A 15,917-nucleotide genomic window follows, 5' to 3' on the forward strand; every position below is an offset into this window, starting at 1 on the left:
GCAAATACAGCAGGTTATCAGCAATTTAACAAATACAGTTTGGATATGGCACGGCTAAATTAGCGGCGCTGCTCAACGATTAGAGAGTCAATGCCGTTATTTTGCAGCTTTTGCTGTGCCGAGATAACACCCTGACGGTTGGTCATGGTAGAAGAGACAACTTGATAGAACACTTGACCATTAGCCATCTTGTTTTTTACAACATGCGCATCAACACCTGCCATTAATACTTGAGCGCGGCGTTTGTCCGCTTCTTGTGCATTACTAAAGCTATTGATTTGCAAGATATAGCTTAGCTTAGGCGCATTAGCGCGTGCTGCCGTAGCATTCGCGCTATTATTCACCGTATTGGCACGGCCATTGTTTTGGCTGGCACCTGTATTTTGACCTGAGTTATTCTGATTATTATTGCTATTGTTGTTCGTTGACGGCTCGTCATAAGTGCCCTCTTCCTCAACAATTACCATTTCTATCTCGTCATCTGCGACATTCTGATTGTCTGAACCCATAGGATTCGAGACAGTGTCTTCAGAGATACCATAGTTACCAGCATCTGAGTTATTTGTGCGGTTATTCCTTGCTGAATTCTGATCGGTGACGACCACATCTGGCTCAAGCTCGTAATCCTCGCCATATAGCTCATCGTCTCGCACAATGGCCTCATCTGGAATACTGGTTATCTCTTGCTCAGGCAATAAGTCATAGAACTCATAGTCATCGGTTTGCGGTGCTGGCTGATCAATAGGTTCAATTGTACGCTCCTCTACCTTAGTCTCTGTACCAAGATCAAATGGATTCCACAGATACATGGAAACTCCAACCATGACTGTCAAAATAGCGCCAACGAGCATCCACAGCAAGCTTGATACTCCGCTGCCGCGCTTCTCTACTGCGCCTTTCGGTTTTCTTGCTAACATAACGTGTCTCCATTTATGAATCAGTCAAGCCATGCTCGTTGGCAAATTATCAGTCAACCATTAAGTCACTAACATGAGCAAATATATTAATTATTTATCACTCTAAATTTGGTCATTGCAAGCAGACTTCAATCCACATCTGCTCAACTTAACCTACATGCTGGTTGGTGCTGATAGACCCAATAAGCTCAAGCCGTTAGCGATAACTTGGCGTACTGCTTTTGATAAGCGCAGACGGGCTTGCATTAATGCCAACTCTTCCTCAGTTGGGGTTTCATCAGCAATGATACTCACGGGTAAAATTCGATTGTCGTTATACCAACCATGAAATAATGCGGCCAAGTCTTTTAGATAGTTGGTCAAAATATGCGGGTCATAACCAGTTGCTGCACGTTTTAGCGTAGCAGGATACGCAGCCAATAGCTTAATTAGCTCGCTCTCAGCTTCCCCAGATAACAGCTCTTGATTGGCGGCACCGATAGTGTCATCAACACTAAAGCCTTTTTCGGTAATTTTCTCAAGCACACTACACACACGTGCGTGCGCATACTGAATATAATACACTGCATTGTCTTTGCTTTGCGATTTGGCAAGCTCTAAATCAAAGTCTATATGCACTTCAGGCTTACGCGCCACATAATAAAAACGTGCTGCATCATTGCCCACTTCTTCACGCAGTTCACGTAAGGTCACAAATTTACCTGAACGTGATGACATTTGGATTTTCTCATCCCCGCGCCATAATGCCACGAACTGCACCAAGATAACTTCTAAACGTTTTTCATCGATGCCTAGAGCAGTTAGCGCAGCACGAACACGGGCGATATAGCCGTGGTGGTCGGCACCCCAAACATTAATCACGGTATCAAAGCCGCGCTCAAATTTGTTTTTGTGATAGGCAATGTCTGAAGCAAAATAAGTGGTTAAGCCGTTAGCACGGCGTACCACGCGGTCTTTTTCATCACCAAACTCTGTTGATTTAAACCACGTGTTACCGTCTTTTTCATATAAATAGCCTTTGGCATCAAGCTCAGCGAGTACCGGTTCAATCTCATCAGCGATTGACTTTTCACTAAACCAGCGCTCAAAACGAACACCAAAATCATTTAAATCGTCTTTGATATCGCCCAAGATTTCAGTTAACGCGGCATTCAAGAATATCTCGTAGCTGTCACCCAGCGCTTGCTTACTGTTGGCAATAACCACATCAATATGCGCATTTTTATCACCAGAAACCACTTCTTTTTCGCCGGCCTCATTAATCTCTGATACTTCATCTTCTGGAGCATTAGCGCTGATATCAACATAGCTGTGTACGTATGCATCACCTTGCTGAGTTTTAATCGTCTCAGCAATCTCAGTCACATAATCACCTTGATAACCGCCGATTGGGAAGTGAATCTGCTCACCATTAAGCTCTAAATAACGCAGATAAGTACTGGTCGCCAAGATATCCATCTGACGGCCGGCATCATTGACATAATATTCACGTGTCACGTTATAACCCACCGCTTCGAGCAGGTTAGCCACGCTCATACCGAAGGCAGCGCCGCGGCCATGACCCACATGCAAGCTTGAGGTTGGGTTCGCTGATACAAACTCAACTTGTATCTTCTTATCCGAAAACTCATCGGTTAAGCCATAACGCTCATTTTTATCAAAAATGGCATCGAGTACCGCAAACTTGGCATCACTGTTTAAAAAGATATTAATAAAACCAGGGCCTGCCACTTCTAGTTTAGCAATGTCTGCATTCTCTGGTAGTGCGGCAATTAACTGTTCTGCCAAAGCACGAGGATTGGTCCTAGCCGCTTTTGCAGCGGTTAATGCGATATTACTGGCATAATCACCATGCTCAGGGCTTTTACTTCGTGTAATTTGACTGTTATTTTGCCAGTCATTTGGTAAACCGCCCGACTGAATCAGTGTATTAGCTGCGGTGTCTAATAGTGCGAAGATAGTGTCAATTTGAGCTTGCGACATAATTTATTAAACTCTGAAGTTAAGTGAATATGAGGTTTAAAGGGTCAACGAGATATTTATTATTAAGGTGGCGCTAAATGAATTGGGTGGTACAAAACCAAATATAAGGTGCAATAATCGGTGGCCTATTTATAATAAAAAACAAACACGATTATCTTTGTAGCAACCCTTTAATATATCAAGGTTAGCCCTTTTTTTCCATCAACTTTGATATTGTTGTTTTGTTAGCGTTTGGGATGGTTCATAGTATTGTGGGTAGTGAGTCCTTTATAATGGGTCATCTCTATATTTATTTAGCACCTTTTTATTTAATACTTTTTATTCTAATAATACTTTTATACTAACGCTTGGACAAAATTATGATTGCTACTGTATTTGCTATTGCTGCTGAAACGATTACCAACTGGGGCTTATACGTTTTATTGCCTATCTTTATCGCCACTTTATTCTTTATTATGTGGGATATCTCCAAAAAATCTGACGCAGGTCGTGCCGGCACCTTTTGGATTTTCTTAGCTTTAGGCGCAGGCTTTGTCGGATTTTTATTAAAACTACTATTAGAAGTTGTGTTTGAAAAATGGGTTCTATAATTAGCTCATTCTCATGATCAGCTATTAAACCCGCTGCAAATAGCCACTAAAGAGTGGCTATTTGGTCGCTATTAAGGTCGCTCGCATCGGCGCAGGGTAGCCTTCAATTGTCCTAGTTGAGTCATTCGGATCTAAAAAGTCTTTCAGAGATTGATACGTCATCCAATCTGTCGCCCGCTGCTCCTCAGTCGAGGTGATATCAATATCCACACATTTCACCTCACTAAAGCCGACCTTTTCTAGCCAGCCGGTCAATGCCGCCACTGACGGTAGAAAATAAACATTATTCATTTTGGCGTATCTGTCGTGCGGCACAAGCACCGTATTTTTATCACCCTCGACGACCAAGGTTTCTAATACCAATTGCCCGCCTTTAATCAGCTGATTTCTCAGTTGATACAAATGCTCAAACGGCGACTGACGGTGATACAACACCCCCATACAAAATACGGTATCAAATAACTGATTGCCCTGATCTGAGCTTGACGGCAACGCCTCTAACCCTACCGGAATATAGTGAGTGCGATAGCCTACCCCTGTCTTATCATCATCGGTATCCGCATCAAAGCCGCCCACAAAATGACGAATTGCCATAAACTGATGATAAAACAAGCAAGACGGGTCAATAATAACCACCTGCTTTGCACCGGCGCCTGCCATACGCCATCCGTGATAGCCTGAGCCCCCACCCACATCAAGTACATAACGACCCTCAAGCGTACCGATATGAGGTGCAATACGCTGCCATTTCCAGTCACTATGCCATTCGGTGTCTATAAACACCTTATTATCACCGGACCCAATTTGAAACGGACCCTTACGCCACGGCATCAATTGTTTCATCAAGGCAGTAATCTGCTTGTTTTGTGCCTCGGTCAATTGAGTGTCTATGGTTAATACATCGCTGTTTAAATCAACATTTTTGACATCGAGTTTTGGTAGCTTTTCGACAGCAGCTAGATAAGCAGGGGCATGAGCATAGCGTCGTTTGTCTTTGATATCGCTTAGCCAATGTGGCAGGTTAGCCAGCCATTCGGTGGCAATAGGTCTGTATTGAGCACGCTGAATCAATGCCAAATACAGTTCACGTTCGGCGGTTTCGATGATGTTATTTGTCATAGACGGTTCGTTGTATGTTTTGGCGTTATGTTTAGTATTCGGCTTGATAATGAAGGTCGCTATTATAAAGGGTAATGCGCTTAGGGTGAACTTTGAGAAGTTTTAAATATAAAAATGAGTCAAAACACTTAAATTAATAAATCAGCACGACCCTTGTTGCTTTTCTTCTTCACTACGTAAATCATCATATTCAAAACCGCCCAAGTCACATTTTTCTGCTTTAAAGACAATTTTTTCAGACTCTAACCAATTTAATGCATTTTTAGTATCGTAAATAATATCGGGATAATGACTGTCAACAATATCTTTAACATTACCATTTGAATCAGAGGTTTGAGCATGCATAACCCAGAGCCCGTAACTCAAGCCTAACTTTTGTAAAAACTCATATCCTATAAAATAAAACTCATATAACATTCGAATAGAGTGAATATAATCACCTTCTCTATTAATAATCGAATATAAGTGTTCTTTTATTAAATCTGCTTCAAATTTATGAAAACCAATATACTTTGCAAAGTTAAGCTGAAATGCTTTAAGACTAGACTCACGACTATAATCAAAAGAAATCAGCTCAAAATATAAACCTGGATTTGCAGACTCCAAATCGTCTTCTTGATATAGCCATTGCTCAAAGTCTTTTAGGCTCAACTTTTCGGTGATAACTTGATGAATTTTTTGTTCGAGTGAAAATGGTATCATCACTTATTCCTAGTCATTAAATCGATTAATGGAGACTGCTTAGCAAACTATTACCATCATTAAGCCAGCACCTGATGCTATCGTTACTAGCTTTATCGAAGATTTATTGGCTTTTAAACAAGATGATGGGCGAACTGGGATAGCAAACTGGCAAGGTAAGATTTTGTTTGAGCCTGAAGAAGGTCTTGAGATTTTACTCATAGATGAGGAGTTTATTCATCTTGAACAATCAGCGAATAAGATAGATGAGTCTGAAGCAACTGGATATAACTCTAAGCCTCTTCGGTATCAGTACGATAAACAGCAACAAAAACTGACTGTTAGTGAAATAGATTAAGAGATATAAAGATGAGCTGAATTGGCTGAAGCCTGAACTTTTAGCGTATCGATTTGGCTCATCTGTTATCTATTAATAGCTTAGTTTACTTCAAACTAACCGGCAATCCTGACACCACCAAAGTCGCTTTATCCGCTACTTGCGCCAGATATTGATTAACCCAACCTTGCAACGACACAAATTGTCGTCCCTCTACTGATTCAGCATGTAAGCTCATACCAATTTCGTTGGAGATAATAAACAGTGTGGCGTTATGCTGATTGGCAAAAGTCACTAGAGAATCAACTTCTTGTTTGGCTAAACCCAAACACTGATCAATATCATAGTCGTAATCCATAACGTAATTGGTTAGCCATAAGGTAACACAGTCGATAACAATGACAAGCGGTTGGTTATGTTGGTTTGAATCAGATTTATGCTCATTAAAGCAGCTTTTTAACGCTTCTGCTAAATTCAAATCCGCTTCAATGGTTGTCCACTGACTGCTCGACTCTGCCCTATCCTTAACATGGCGCTGAACACGCTCAGCAAAATTATCATCAAGCACCCGAGAGGTCGCCAGATAATAAGGCGTATCACTAAGCTGTTCGGCCAAGCGCTCCGCATAGCTGCTTTTACCTGAGCGCTCACCGCCAGTTATGTAGTGAATCATTTAAACGCAATCATAGACGCAAAGTTTAAGAATTGGAACCACGTCAAGCTACGGCGGAAGCCCACTTCTGCTAGGCGTTTGTGATGGGCATCTAAGCTATCAGTAATCAGCACGTTTTCTAAGGCGTTGCGTTTGCCGCTAATCTCAAGCTCACTGTAACCATTGGCGCGTTTAAAATCATAATAACGCTCGACTAGCCATGCATCATCTTGCTCGTCGCCAGTATGCGTCTTTTCGGTCAATACCAAAATACCACCATCATTTAAGGCGTTATAAATGGTTTGCAGTACTTGGGTGCGGTCTTCTGGCGGTAAAAACTGTAAGGTTAAATTTAAAATCACCATATCGCACGGCTCAAGCTGAAAGCCACGAATATCTGCAGTGATGACTTCGATGTCATGGTCTGGATAATTTTCCGCCAACACACGCGTCGCTTTTTCGGTCATCGCTGGTGAAATATCGACCGCTTTGATTTGTAGCTGATCTACGGTAAATCCGCCCGCTTCATTTAACAATGCCATAGTGGCACCACCTAGGGAACAGCCCAAATCATACACACGGCTAATGCGCTTACCTTCATCGTCGGTCTGACCAAACTGACAATGCCGCTTAGCAAATATCGGTAGCATCGCCAACATCTGCCCATAGCCTGGTACACTGCGGCGAATCATATCTGGGAAGCACGCGACCACTTGCTCATCAAAGGAGAAGCGAGCGGCTTTGTCTAGGGGTGTGGTGAAGACGTTGTCGTAAATGACAGACGATTGGTGATTCCCAGTATTTGACATCGATATTCTCTTATTCATTTAGGGTTGTTAATGTTGAACACATTGTATTATATCATTACTGTTTGTTACTTATATCACTGCAATGCCCTGCTAAAATTTAGTCACAACAACACAATTAATTGACGTTTTATTTTAAGGATAAATTATGCAAACATTAGTACTCGGCGGCGGTTGCTTTTGGTGCACCGAATCAGTATTCCAATCAGTAAAAGGCGTACAAAACGTCACCTCAGGCTATATGGGCGGTGATGAAGCCTCAGCCAACTACGAAGATGTCTGTACTGGCAAAACCGGTCATATCGAAGTGGTCCGTGTGGATTTTGATGACTCTATTGTGCCATTAGAAGTTATTTTAGATATCTTCTTTGCCACACACGATCCCACAAGTCTAGACCGTCAAGGCAATGACATCGGTAGCCAATACCGCTCTGTGGTGTTTTATACCGATGAAGAGGCGCAAAAGCCAACCATCGATCGAGTGATTGGCAAACTAAGCGATATGGGGCTACAAATCGTGACCGAAGTACATCCTGTGCATGAATTCTATGCTGCCGAAGAGCACCATCAAGATTACTTCAATAAAAACCCAACTCAAGGCTATTGCCAAGCAGTCATCCCACCAAAATTAGGCAAACTGCGTAAAGAGTTCAAAGAATATATGACAAAATAAGTCAGCTGATTTCTTGACTAACTAGTTTAATGACCAATGAAAATTTAACCGTCGCTAATGGTTAGTATCAGCTAGAGAATAAAAGCTGGAGTTATTAAAAATAGCTCTGGCTTTTTTTGTACAATAATATCTCACCTACCCTCTTTTGATAGCTAACGAGTCATTATGAATCATGAATTTTGGCAACAAAAATGGCAAAAGCCGCAACCAGGTTTTAATCAAGCTCAGCCTAATACCTTATTAGTCTCCTATTTCAAAACCTTAAACATCACGCCTGCCAGCCATGTCTTTGTCCCGTTATGCGGTAAAAGTATCGATATGTTATGGCTCGCCGAGCAAGGTTATGAAGTCGTCGGTGTTGAACTCATTGAGTCTGCGGTACAGCAGTTTTTTGATGAAAATAGTATTGAAGCTACAATTACTGAGCATCCACGCAATATCCACCTAACTCTCTATAAAGGTGAATATGCCGGACAAACAATTCAAATTTGGGCGGGTGATATTTTTGAATTAAGCCAAAAGGATATCGGTGACATTGCTGCGGTTTATGATCGTGCGGCCTTAGTCGCCCTACCTGATAAGGGTGATAACTCATTACGTAGCCGTTACGTACAACAGGTGATTAGGCTGACAAATACTGCGCCGCAGTTGGTGCTTAACTTTACGTTAAACAGCGATGCGTTAGATGAACAGACGCTACAAAGCCGTGCCCAATCTGGACCACCGTTTGTAATCAGTGATGAGCGCATGCATGACTATTATAAAGCCGACTATCAGGTAGCGTTTTTGACTCAAGCCAATTATAGTCCGGCGGACACTCTGATTAATCAGGCGTGGCTATTGACCAATAAGACTTGATAGACTGTCTATACCACCGATTCCCATTTATCGATTACAGACGTAATAACTATGCCAACTGATTCGCAATATACTGCACTTAACCCTATCAAAATCGGTGCGCTCGATGCGCTACATATAGACAGTGACCGCTATCAAGCAGTCGTACTACTACAAGGTGCGCAGCTGATTTACTTCTCTAATACGGTAGATAATGCAGAAAATAAAGACTTTGAAAACCTAGCGCCACACTATCATACTGATAATTGGTTGTGGCTCAGTCAGCTTGCAGAATATAATCAGCAAGACTCAGTGCGCGGCGGTGTGCCCATTTGTTGGCCAGTATTTGGACAATTTACTGCCAACCCTGAAGCGGTCAAACAAAGCTTTGAGAGCAGCCCATTTGATTTAACGCAGCATGGTTATGCGCGTACTCAGAATTTTGATTTTGACAGTTTCAATATCGATAACAATGGCAACGCTGAGTTGCTATTAATACTAAAAAGGTCGCCTGATATCGAGCCAAATCTGGACTTAACAGCGGCTTTTAACTTTGATGCTCATGGCTTTGGCATCACGCTACTTACCCAGAATAATAGTGACCACCCCGTTACGATCTCTCAGGCTTTACACACCTATCTGCCAACTGATGACATCACTCAAACCACGGTTAGAGGCTTTGATGGTATCCATTACAGTGATACGCTAACCGAGGGTTGGCAAACTAAGACCCAACAGGGTGATATCACTTTTGGAGGCGAAGTTGACCGTATTTATCATGGTGCTCCAGATATTATTTTAAACACGCCAACGCAAACCTATTATCTTCACGCTGACGGTAGCAATAGTACGGTGGTGTGGAATCCTTGGATTGAGAAATCAAAACAAGTCTCACAATTTGCCAATGACGACTATCAGCGTATGTTGTGTATTGAGACAGCCAATGCCCATTTGGATGTGGTTGAGTTGGTGCCCAAACTAACACATAGATTGACTCTCAGATTATCTAAGCAGAGCAAGGTCTAATTCAAAGTAATCAATTGTCTCATTATTAAAAGCTCCATTATCGGGGCTTTTTTAATAGGTTAATCATATAAAACCGATACAATGACCTCACCCCTACCTTGTTCTCACGTCATCTTATCGTAACTAAAAACCTTAACACCTTTAATTTAAAGATGAATTTAGTTACCCTAAGCTAACCTATATTTTGTGTCTATTTATCACATGTATTTCGCACCGCCCCTCTTAGTAAGGAACACCTTTATGTATTACACCAAGATTACCGCTGCAATCACCACCTCTCTTGGGCTATCCATTGCTGCCACCTCAGCACATGCCGCCAAGCCGCCTGCACCCTATTTATCAAACTCTGAATTTCAGCAGTGCTTAAGTACACTAAAGAACTCTAGCACCTTTCGCGGTGTAGACAGCTATACCTTTAACAACTATCGCCCTAGCGAGCCTGATCCTAGCGTGATTCAATCGTTAAACTATCAGCCAGAGTTCCAAAAAGATGTCTGGGATTACCTATCATCACTCGTTGATAAAGAGCGTGTTGAAGATGGTATCCGAGCTAAGCATGAAATGGCAGATACCTTGCGCCGTATTGAATCCCAGTATGGTGTTAAAGCGGAGCATGTTCTAGGTGTGTGGGGTGTTGAGTCAAATTTCGGGCAAACTTTGGGTAAAAAAGACTTATTTCAGTCGCTTGCTACCCTATCTTGCTTTGACCGTCGCCAATCTTACTTCCGTGGTGAATATGCCAATGCATTAAAAATTGTTCAACGTGGTGATATTGCGCCAAGTGACATGAAAGGCTCATGGGCAGGTGCGTTTGGTCAAACTCAGTTTATGCCGGGTACCTTCTTAGACTTAGCGGTTGATTTTGATGGGGACGGTCGCCGTGATTTGGTAAACAGCAAACCAGATGCACTAGCGTCAACGGCAAACTTCCTGAAAAAACGCGGCTACCGCAGTGGTGAGCCTTGGGGTTATGAAGTTAAGATTCCAGCAGGATTTTGGGGTTCAAGTGATCGCAAGAATAAAAAATCATTAAGCTACTGGCGTGATAAGGGCTTTACTTTAGCCGATGGTCGCCCGCTTCCTTACGATTTAAGCAGTGCGGGCTTGTTATTACCCGCAGGTTTGGATGGCCCTGCTTTTTTAGTGGGTAAAAACTTCGATACTTTCTATTCTTATAATGCGTCTGAGAATTATGCACTGGCCATTGCTCATTTATCAGATTTGATTGAGAAAGAAGACAGCAGTCGTACAGACTTTATCACTGCTTGGCCAACCGATGACCCCGGTATTAGCCGCCGTCAATCTCGAGAAATTCAGCAAGCGCTACTTGATGCAGGCTACGACATTGGCGAAGTTGACGGCATTATCGGTGACAATACCCGTACCGCTATCAGACAGTATCAAACCAGTAAAGGCGTTTATCCAGCCGATGGACGTGCAGGTCAGAAGTTCTATCATCTCATCATGGGTAGCCAAGGTCAGAGTAGCCAGCCAAATCGTGGCAGCTATCAGCCAACGTATGCTCAGCCGCAAAGACAGCCAAGCGCCACCAATGACAGCATTTCTCAGCTCATTGATAAGCAAGAAGGTTATCGCCGCGTTGTTAATGCTGACGGTACCATTCGCCTAATTCGTACCGATACAGGCAAATAGATTCAAATATAGTCAGAGAAGTCTAAAAGGGTGACACGGCAACCGAGCGCAAGTACTACAAATGTAGAGGCTTAGCGAGGCTAAAGCGGTAACCATTCAGTAGTTCACTAATTATACTGTTGCTAGTACATTCCTAGTAACAGTCATGAATACAAAAAAGACCACGCAATATGCGTGGTCTTTTTTATTTACCCAATAGAATCTAGCTCGTTAAGAACCTATTTGTCTTTTGAATACAGAGCTTATACGAACGGTGGTGGATTCGGTTTGCCGCTATCGCCGTCCCAACTTTCACGTGCTTTCTCATCTAAATCGCAAGGGGTTTTCTTTTTCCACTCACCATTTTTCTTCCATGCTTCATTGCCCCAGTCCTCCTCTTCTTCGTCATCGTCCCATTTTTGATAGGTTTCACTAGGGTCAATACCACGGCGCTTCATATCTGCCACATGCTCATCTAGCGTGTGCTGAGATTCTGCGCTATGCATTTTTTGTTCAAGCTCATCTAATTCTTTTTTTAGTCTTTCACTTTCTGGGCTGCTCATATCTCTATCCTTAGACCATGTCGGTCGCTAAAATCAAAAAAGTTAACTCACTTTCCATAATACACAGCGAGCCTACTGTCCTGCAAATTTTCAATGAATTTTACTGTAACCCTGAGGCCAGTACAACCATAATACGTATGCTTTATATTAAAATATAGTTAACTTAGCCTGCCATTTGTTAAGAATAACCTAAAAACAGCTGATTAGGTCAATAGGCGGTGTACCAAAGAAGCCACCTCGTCCAAATTTGCTTCAGGGTCAGTCACATAAAAGGTCAGTGGCTCTGTGCCAATAAGATTCTCTATGCCAAGTTGCGGCGTATCAGTAATATCTGAATCGGCTACTTTAGACAACTGTGTCTCTGAAGACAATATTGACTTAATTACGTTGATATTGATGCTTGAGTTGTTGATTTCAATATGAGCGTCAATTTGGGCCAATCCATTCGCCAGCTTATTCTCTGCTCTTAATACCTCTTTCACCCGAGAGGCAATCGCAGCCCCCGAATCAAGTACTTGAATATCTAAACCCTGAGCGGCTATCTCATCGCTAATAAATTGGCGAAAAAATGGGTAATGTGTGCAACCAAGCACCAAATAATCGACTTGCTGTTTGGCAAAGGCTTGCAACTGCTTCTTTAGCTGAATGGCTGTCTTACTTTCAAGTGGCATGCCCGCCTCGACCCAAGGCACCAAATCTGGGTCAAACCATTTAACAACCTCAACACCGGCAGGATAGGCATAATCATCAATGACTTGATTTAAAAGCGTACCATCTAACGTCGCTTTGGTCGCAAGTACGGCTACTTTTTTGTTTTGACTATTAAGCACTGCCGGTTTTAACGCGGGGACTAGCCCTACGATAGGCAGATGAGGATACTGTTCACGAGCCACCTTCAGCGCATGAGCAGAGGCACTATTGCAAGCAATGACGATTAATTTACAACCGGCCGCCGCTAACCAATCGACGGCAGCTAAGCTTAACTGTTTGATCTCTTCACTCGAGCGCGGCCCGTAAGGTACATTAAGCGTATCCGCATAATACACAAAGCGCTCATTTGGAAGTACCTGTTTTAGATGCTGATACACAGATAAGCCGCCAACCCCAGAGTCAAATAAGCCAATGGGTGCAGCGGCATCTAATTGTGTAGGAAAGTCTAAATCGGTGAAATCATCTAACTGAGCGTCAGTCGATAACATGGAGTCAGGTATTGGCATAGCGGTCATACAGATCTATTACCTTTTGAAGATGAGCCTTATATAGAGTGTCCTCTCAAAGCTGATCAATTTTGAACATCATCGTCTTTTAATTTAGCAGCTGTGATGCTGTTGTCAGACTATTTTAAACCCAGACGCTTAAAAACGATACGATAAACACTCGACAGTTAAACGACTGTTGGGGATTCACCGATAGCTAAAGCTTCTTCTAAACGCTCACTTAACTATTTAATCCTAATTAGTTAGCCACCGATAACGCATATGCTTTACCGCCACTGTTTAAGGTCAATAAGGTCTGTCCATCCTTCTCGGTTAATTGCCCTAAATTAATCAAATGCATTAATACATTACGTGAGATAAGCCCTTTCATACCAAAGCGCACTTCGATATAAGGTCGCTCCTCACCATTATAAACGCCCATCTGTAAGGGATGCTCATCATCTAAATCGACCACATCGCCCGTACTGGTCAAAAACTCAAGCACAGGACCAGTGTCTTTTTCGACAACATTCACCTCAGTGATAAAAAACGGCACATCCTCAACGGTTATACTGATTTTCTCGACCGGTGTCTTTAGATAATACTGTATATCATCACCGCTACCCTCTGCCCACAATACAGTCGCAAACAAATCGACCAAAGATTGACGGGTGACTCGGCCGCCCTCATGCCACCACTCTCCATTGGCTTTAATCACTAAATCCATTTCGCCATGATGCTCTGGATTCCATTTATCGAGTGGCGGAATCGATCGGCCACGGCGTTCAGTGGCTGCCTCTTTAATATATTCTGAGATGTTGTTTAAACTACTGCCAACAGGCGGCGTGTTCTGATTTGAGTTTGTCATTATTCTTTTATCCTTATTGGAATTCTGCTTATAAATAGGTCAAACTGAGGATAATTACCACTTTATCACGGCCTAGTCACAAATCGTGTCGTCTTTGTCTAACTTTTATTTTATAATAGGTTACTAACTGCAACCCTTTTTTTATATTTCCGCCAGCCTTGGTCATAAAAGCTTTTTTATATGCTGACTGATTGTCGCTAATTATGCGTCAATTGGGTATATTCACAGTAATAAAAAACCTTCGCGATCAAACTAACATAATCCATACCCCCTTTCGTGGTGTGTGATGGCATTATTGAGCCAGCTATAAGGAGTCTGAAATGCAAGATGAACAAATAGAACGTGAATCGATGGAGTTTGATGTTGTTATTGTTGGGGGTGGTCCCTCTGGCCTGTCAGCAGCCATTCGCCTACGTCAACTCGCTCTAGAAGCTGGTAATGACGAATTTATGGTGTGTGTGGTCGAAAAAGGCTCTGAGTTTGGTGCTCATACCTTATCTGGTGCTGTCATTGAGCCACGTGCACTTGACGAGCTTATTCCTGACTGGAAAGAAAAAGGTGCACCGCTTAACGTACCTGCTAAAGAAGACCGCATTTATTATCTAAACTCTGCCACTCGCTCAATGCAAGTACCTGATGCTTTTGTTCCTGCACCAATGCACAATAATGGCAACTATATTGTGTCTCTAGGTAATGTGGTTCGCTGGCTTGCCGAACAAGCAGAAGAGCTTGAAGTAATGATGTTCCCAGGCTTTAGTGCTTCTGACATCTTATACAATGATGATGGCTCAGTACGCGGTGTATTAACCGGCGATATGGGCGTTGCAGCGGATGGTTCACACAAGCCAAGCTATGAGCCTGGTTATGAATTATTAGCCAAATACACTATCTTCGCTGAAGGCTGCCGTGGTCATTTAGGTAAGCGTTTAATCAGCCGTTTTGCATTAGACAAAGACAGTGATCCACAGCATTATGGTATCGGTCTAAAAGAGCTTTGGGAAGTTGACCCAAGCAAGCATGAAGAAGGCGTTGTCATGCATGGTCTAGGTTGGCCATTGACTGAAACCGGCTCCACCGGCGGTTGGTGGTTATACCATGACGAGAATAACCAAGTAAGCTTCGGTCTGGTTATCGACTTGTCTTACCACAACCCATTCATGTCGCCATTTGATGAGATGCAGCGTCTAAAAACGCATCCAGTTATCAAAAATGTATTAGAGGGCGGTAAACGTATTTCTTACGGCGCACGTGCGTTGACTAAAGGTGGGCTTAACTCATTACCTAAGCTGACCTTCCCAGGTGGCGTATTGGTTGGTGATGATGCCGGCTTCCTAAACCCAGCGAAAATCAAAGGTACACATACTTCAATGAAGTCAGGTATGTTGGCCGCTGAAGCTGTATTCGCAGCGCTACAATCTGGTCGTCAGCATGACGAAGTAGAAAGCTACAGCAAGCTATATAAAGAATCATGGTTGTATGAAGACAACAATTCTGCACGTAACTTCTCACCTGCAATACACCGTATGGGCCTACTTATGGGCGGTGCGTTTACCTTTATCGAGCACAACCTGCTTAAAGGTAAAATGCCATTAACTATCCATGATACTAAGCCAGATTACGATGCGTTAGACAAAGCTAGCCAAGCTTATCAGCCAGATTATCCAAAACCAGATGGCAAACTGACCTTTGATAAGTTATCTTCTGTGTTTATCTCTAACACAAACCACGCTGAAGATCAGCCAACCCACTTGAAGCTGACGGATGCGACTGTGCCTATCACGGTCAACTTACCTATCTACTCTGAGCCTGCGCAGCGTTACTGCCCAGCTGGCGTATATGAAGTAGTGAAGGATGCCGAAGGTGCGAAGTTTGTGATTAACGCACAGAACTGTGTGCATTGTAAGACCTGTGATATTAAAGACCCCTCACAGAACATCACTTGGGTAACCCCTGAAGGTGGCGGCGGCCCTAACTATCCAAACATGTAGTCGCTTATAAACTATTGATTTTAAAATAATTTTTACAAAAATTAGTTTG

16 protein-coding genes are annotated in these 15,917 nt (G+C 42.7%); 7 read left to right on the forward strand and 9 right to left on the reverse strand.

Translation table 11 applies throughout. The features are described 5' to 3' along the window. Positions 1 to 59: 59 nt before the first annotated feature. A complete protein-coding gene (locus AC2SLM_RS01465) occupies positions 60 to 917 on the reverse strand; it encodes an SPOR domain-containing protein (protein ID WP_486551533.1) in 858 nt (285 codons plus the stop codon). Between the two features lie 153 nt (positions 918 to 1,070). Next, positions 1,071 to 2,900, reverse strand: a complete 1,830-nt coding sequence (gene argS / locus AC2SLM_RS01470; protein WP_486551535.1) for an arginine--tRNA ligase — start codon at positions 2,898 to 2,900, stop codon at positions 1,071 to 1,073. A 359-nt stretch (positions 2,901 to 3,259) separates the two neighbouring features. On the opposite strand from argS, the gene AC2SLM_RS01475 reads away from it, so the two are divergent. Beyond that, entirely contained in the window at positions 3,260 to 3,490 is a 231-nt protein-coding gene (locus AC2SLM_RS01475) for a DUF2788 domain-containing protein (RefSeq protein ID WP_486541581.1), read from the forward strand. 57 nt (positions 3,491 to 3,547) lie between these two features. Here AC2SLM_RS01475 and cmoB read toward each other — a convergent pair whose 3' ends face one another. Together cmoB and AC2SLM_RS01485 are read right to left on the reverse strand one after the other, a co-directional pair. Further along, entirely contained in the window at positions 3,548 to 4,609 is a 1,062-nt protein-coding gene (gene cmoB, locus AC2SLM_RS01480; RefSeq protein ID WP_486551536.1) for a tRNA 5-methoxyuridine(34)/uridine 5-oxyacetic acid(34) synthase CmoB, read from the reverse strand. Between the two features lie 141 nt (positions 4,610 to 4,750). Continuing rightward, positions 4,751 to 5,311: a hypothetical protein gene (locus tag AC2SLM_RS01485; RefSeq protein WP_486541577.1), complete on the reverse strand. Its 561-nt coding sequence runs from the start codon at positions 5,309 to 5,311 to the stop codon at positions 4,751 to 4,753. A 106-nt stretch (positions 5,312 to 5,417) separates the two neighbouring features. Here AC2SLM_RS01485 and AC2SLM_RS01490 point away from each other — a divergent pair, with 106 nt between their 5' ends. Continuing rightward, positions 5,418 to 5,648 carry a hypothetical protein gene (locus tag AC2SLM_RS01490; protein WP_486551537.1) on the forward strand — a complete coding sequence of 77 codons (231 nt, stop codon included), beginning with the start codon at positions 5,418 to 5,420 and terminating at the stop codon, positions 5,646 to 5,648. 85 nt (positions 5,649 to 5,733) lie between these two features. Here AC2SLM_RS01490 and AC2SLM_RS01495 read toward each other — a convergent pair whose 3' ends face one another. After that, positions 5,734 to 6,300 (reverse strand): bifunctional adenosylcobinamide kinase/adenosylcobinamide-phosphate guanylyltransferase, encoded by a 567-nt coding sequence (locus tag AC2SLM_RS01495; protein WP_486551538.1) that lies wholly within the window; start codon positions 6,298 to 6,300, stop codon positions 5,734 to 5,736. Beyond that, positions 6,297 to 7,088 carry a carboxy-S-adenosyl-L-methionine synthase CmoA gene (gene cmoA / locus AC2SLM_RS01500; protein ID WP_486551540.1) on the reverse strand — a complete coding sequence of 264 codons (792 nt, stop codon included), beginning with the start codon at positions 7,086 to 7,088 and terminating at the stop codon, positions 6,297 to 6,299. The genes AC2SLM_RS01495 and cmoA overlap by 4 nt, the downstream gene beginning before the upstream one ends. A 145-nt stretch (positions 7,089 to 7,233) precedes the next feature. Here cmoA and msrA point away from each other — a divergent pair, with 145 nt between their 5' ends. The 4 genes from msrA (at position 7,234) to AC2SLM_RS01520 (ending at position 11,274) form a co-directional block, all read left to right on the forward strand. Beyond that, positions 7,234 to 7,758 carry a peptide-methionine (S)-S-oxide reductase MsrA gene (gene msrA / locus AC2SLM_RS01505; RefSeq protein WP_486551541.1) on the forward strand — a complete coding sequence of 175 codons (525 nt, stop codon included), beginning with the start codon at positions 7,234 to 7,236 and terminating at the stop codon, positions 7,756 to 7,758. 165 nt (positions 7,759 to 7,923) lie between these two features. Beyond that, on the forward strand, positions 7,924 to 8,616 hold the full coding sequence (locus tag AC2SLM_RS01510) for a class I SAM-dependent methyltransferase (protein WP_486551543.1): 693 nt from the start codon (positions 7,924 to 7,926) through the stop codon (positions 8,614 to 8,616). Positions 8,617 to 8,667: 51 nt separating this feature from the next. Beyond that, positions 8,668 to 9,621, forward strand: a complete 954-nt coding sequence (locus AC2SLM_RS01515; protein ID WP_486551545.1) for a D-hexose-6-phosphate mutarotase — start codon at positions 8,668 to 8,670, stop codon at positions 9,619 to 9,621. A 240-nt stretch (positions 9,622 to 9,861) separates the two neighbouring features. After that, entirely contained in the window at positions 9,862 to 11,274 is a 1,413-nt protein-coding gene (locus AC2SLM_RS01520; protein ID WP_486551546.1) for a lytic murein transglycosylase, read from the forward strand. A 242-nt stretch (positions 11,275 to 11,516) separates the two neighbouring features. On the opposite strand, the gene AC2SLM_RS01525 is transcribed toward AC2SLM_RS01520, so the two are convergent. The 3 genes from AC2SLM_RS01525 to AC2SLM_RS01535 all read right to left on the reverse strand — a co-directional run bounded on the left by AC2SLM_RS01525 (position 11,517) and on the right by AC2SLM_RS01535 (position 13,880). Next, positions 11,517 to 11,816: a hypothetical protein gene (locus AC2SLM_RS01525; RefSeq protein WP_486541561.1), complete on the reverse strand. Its 300-nt coding sequence runs from the start codon at positions 11,814 to 11,816 to the stop codon at positions 11,517 to 11,519. 203 nt (positions 11,817 to 12,019) lie between these two features. Continuing rightward, entirely contained in the window at positions 12,020 to 13,042 is a 1,023-nt protein-coding gene (gene murI / locus AC2SLM_RS01530; protein ID WP_486551548.1) for a glutamate racemase, read from the reverse strand. A 229-nt stretch (positions 13,043 to 13,271) separates the two neighbouring features. Next, entirely contained in the window at positions 13,272 to 13,880 is a 609-nt protein-coding gene (locus AC2SLM_RS01535; protein WP_486551550.1) for a DUF1285 domain-containing protein, read from the reverse strand. Between the two features lie 320 nt (positions 13,881 to 14,200). Between AC2SLM_RS01535 and AC2SLM_RS01540 the strand changes: the two genes are divergently transcribed. Next, positions 14,201 to 15,868, forward strand: coding sequence for an electron transfer flavoprotein-ubiquinone oxidoreductase (locus AC2SLM_RS01540; protein ID WP_486541555.1), 1,668 nt, complete (start codon positions 14,201 to 14,203; stop codon positions 15,866 to 15,868). The last annotated feature ends 49 nt before the right edge of the window (positions 15,869 to 15,917 follow it).

It is taken from the genome of Psychrobacter sp. CX16 (assembly GCF_057396245.1).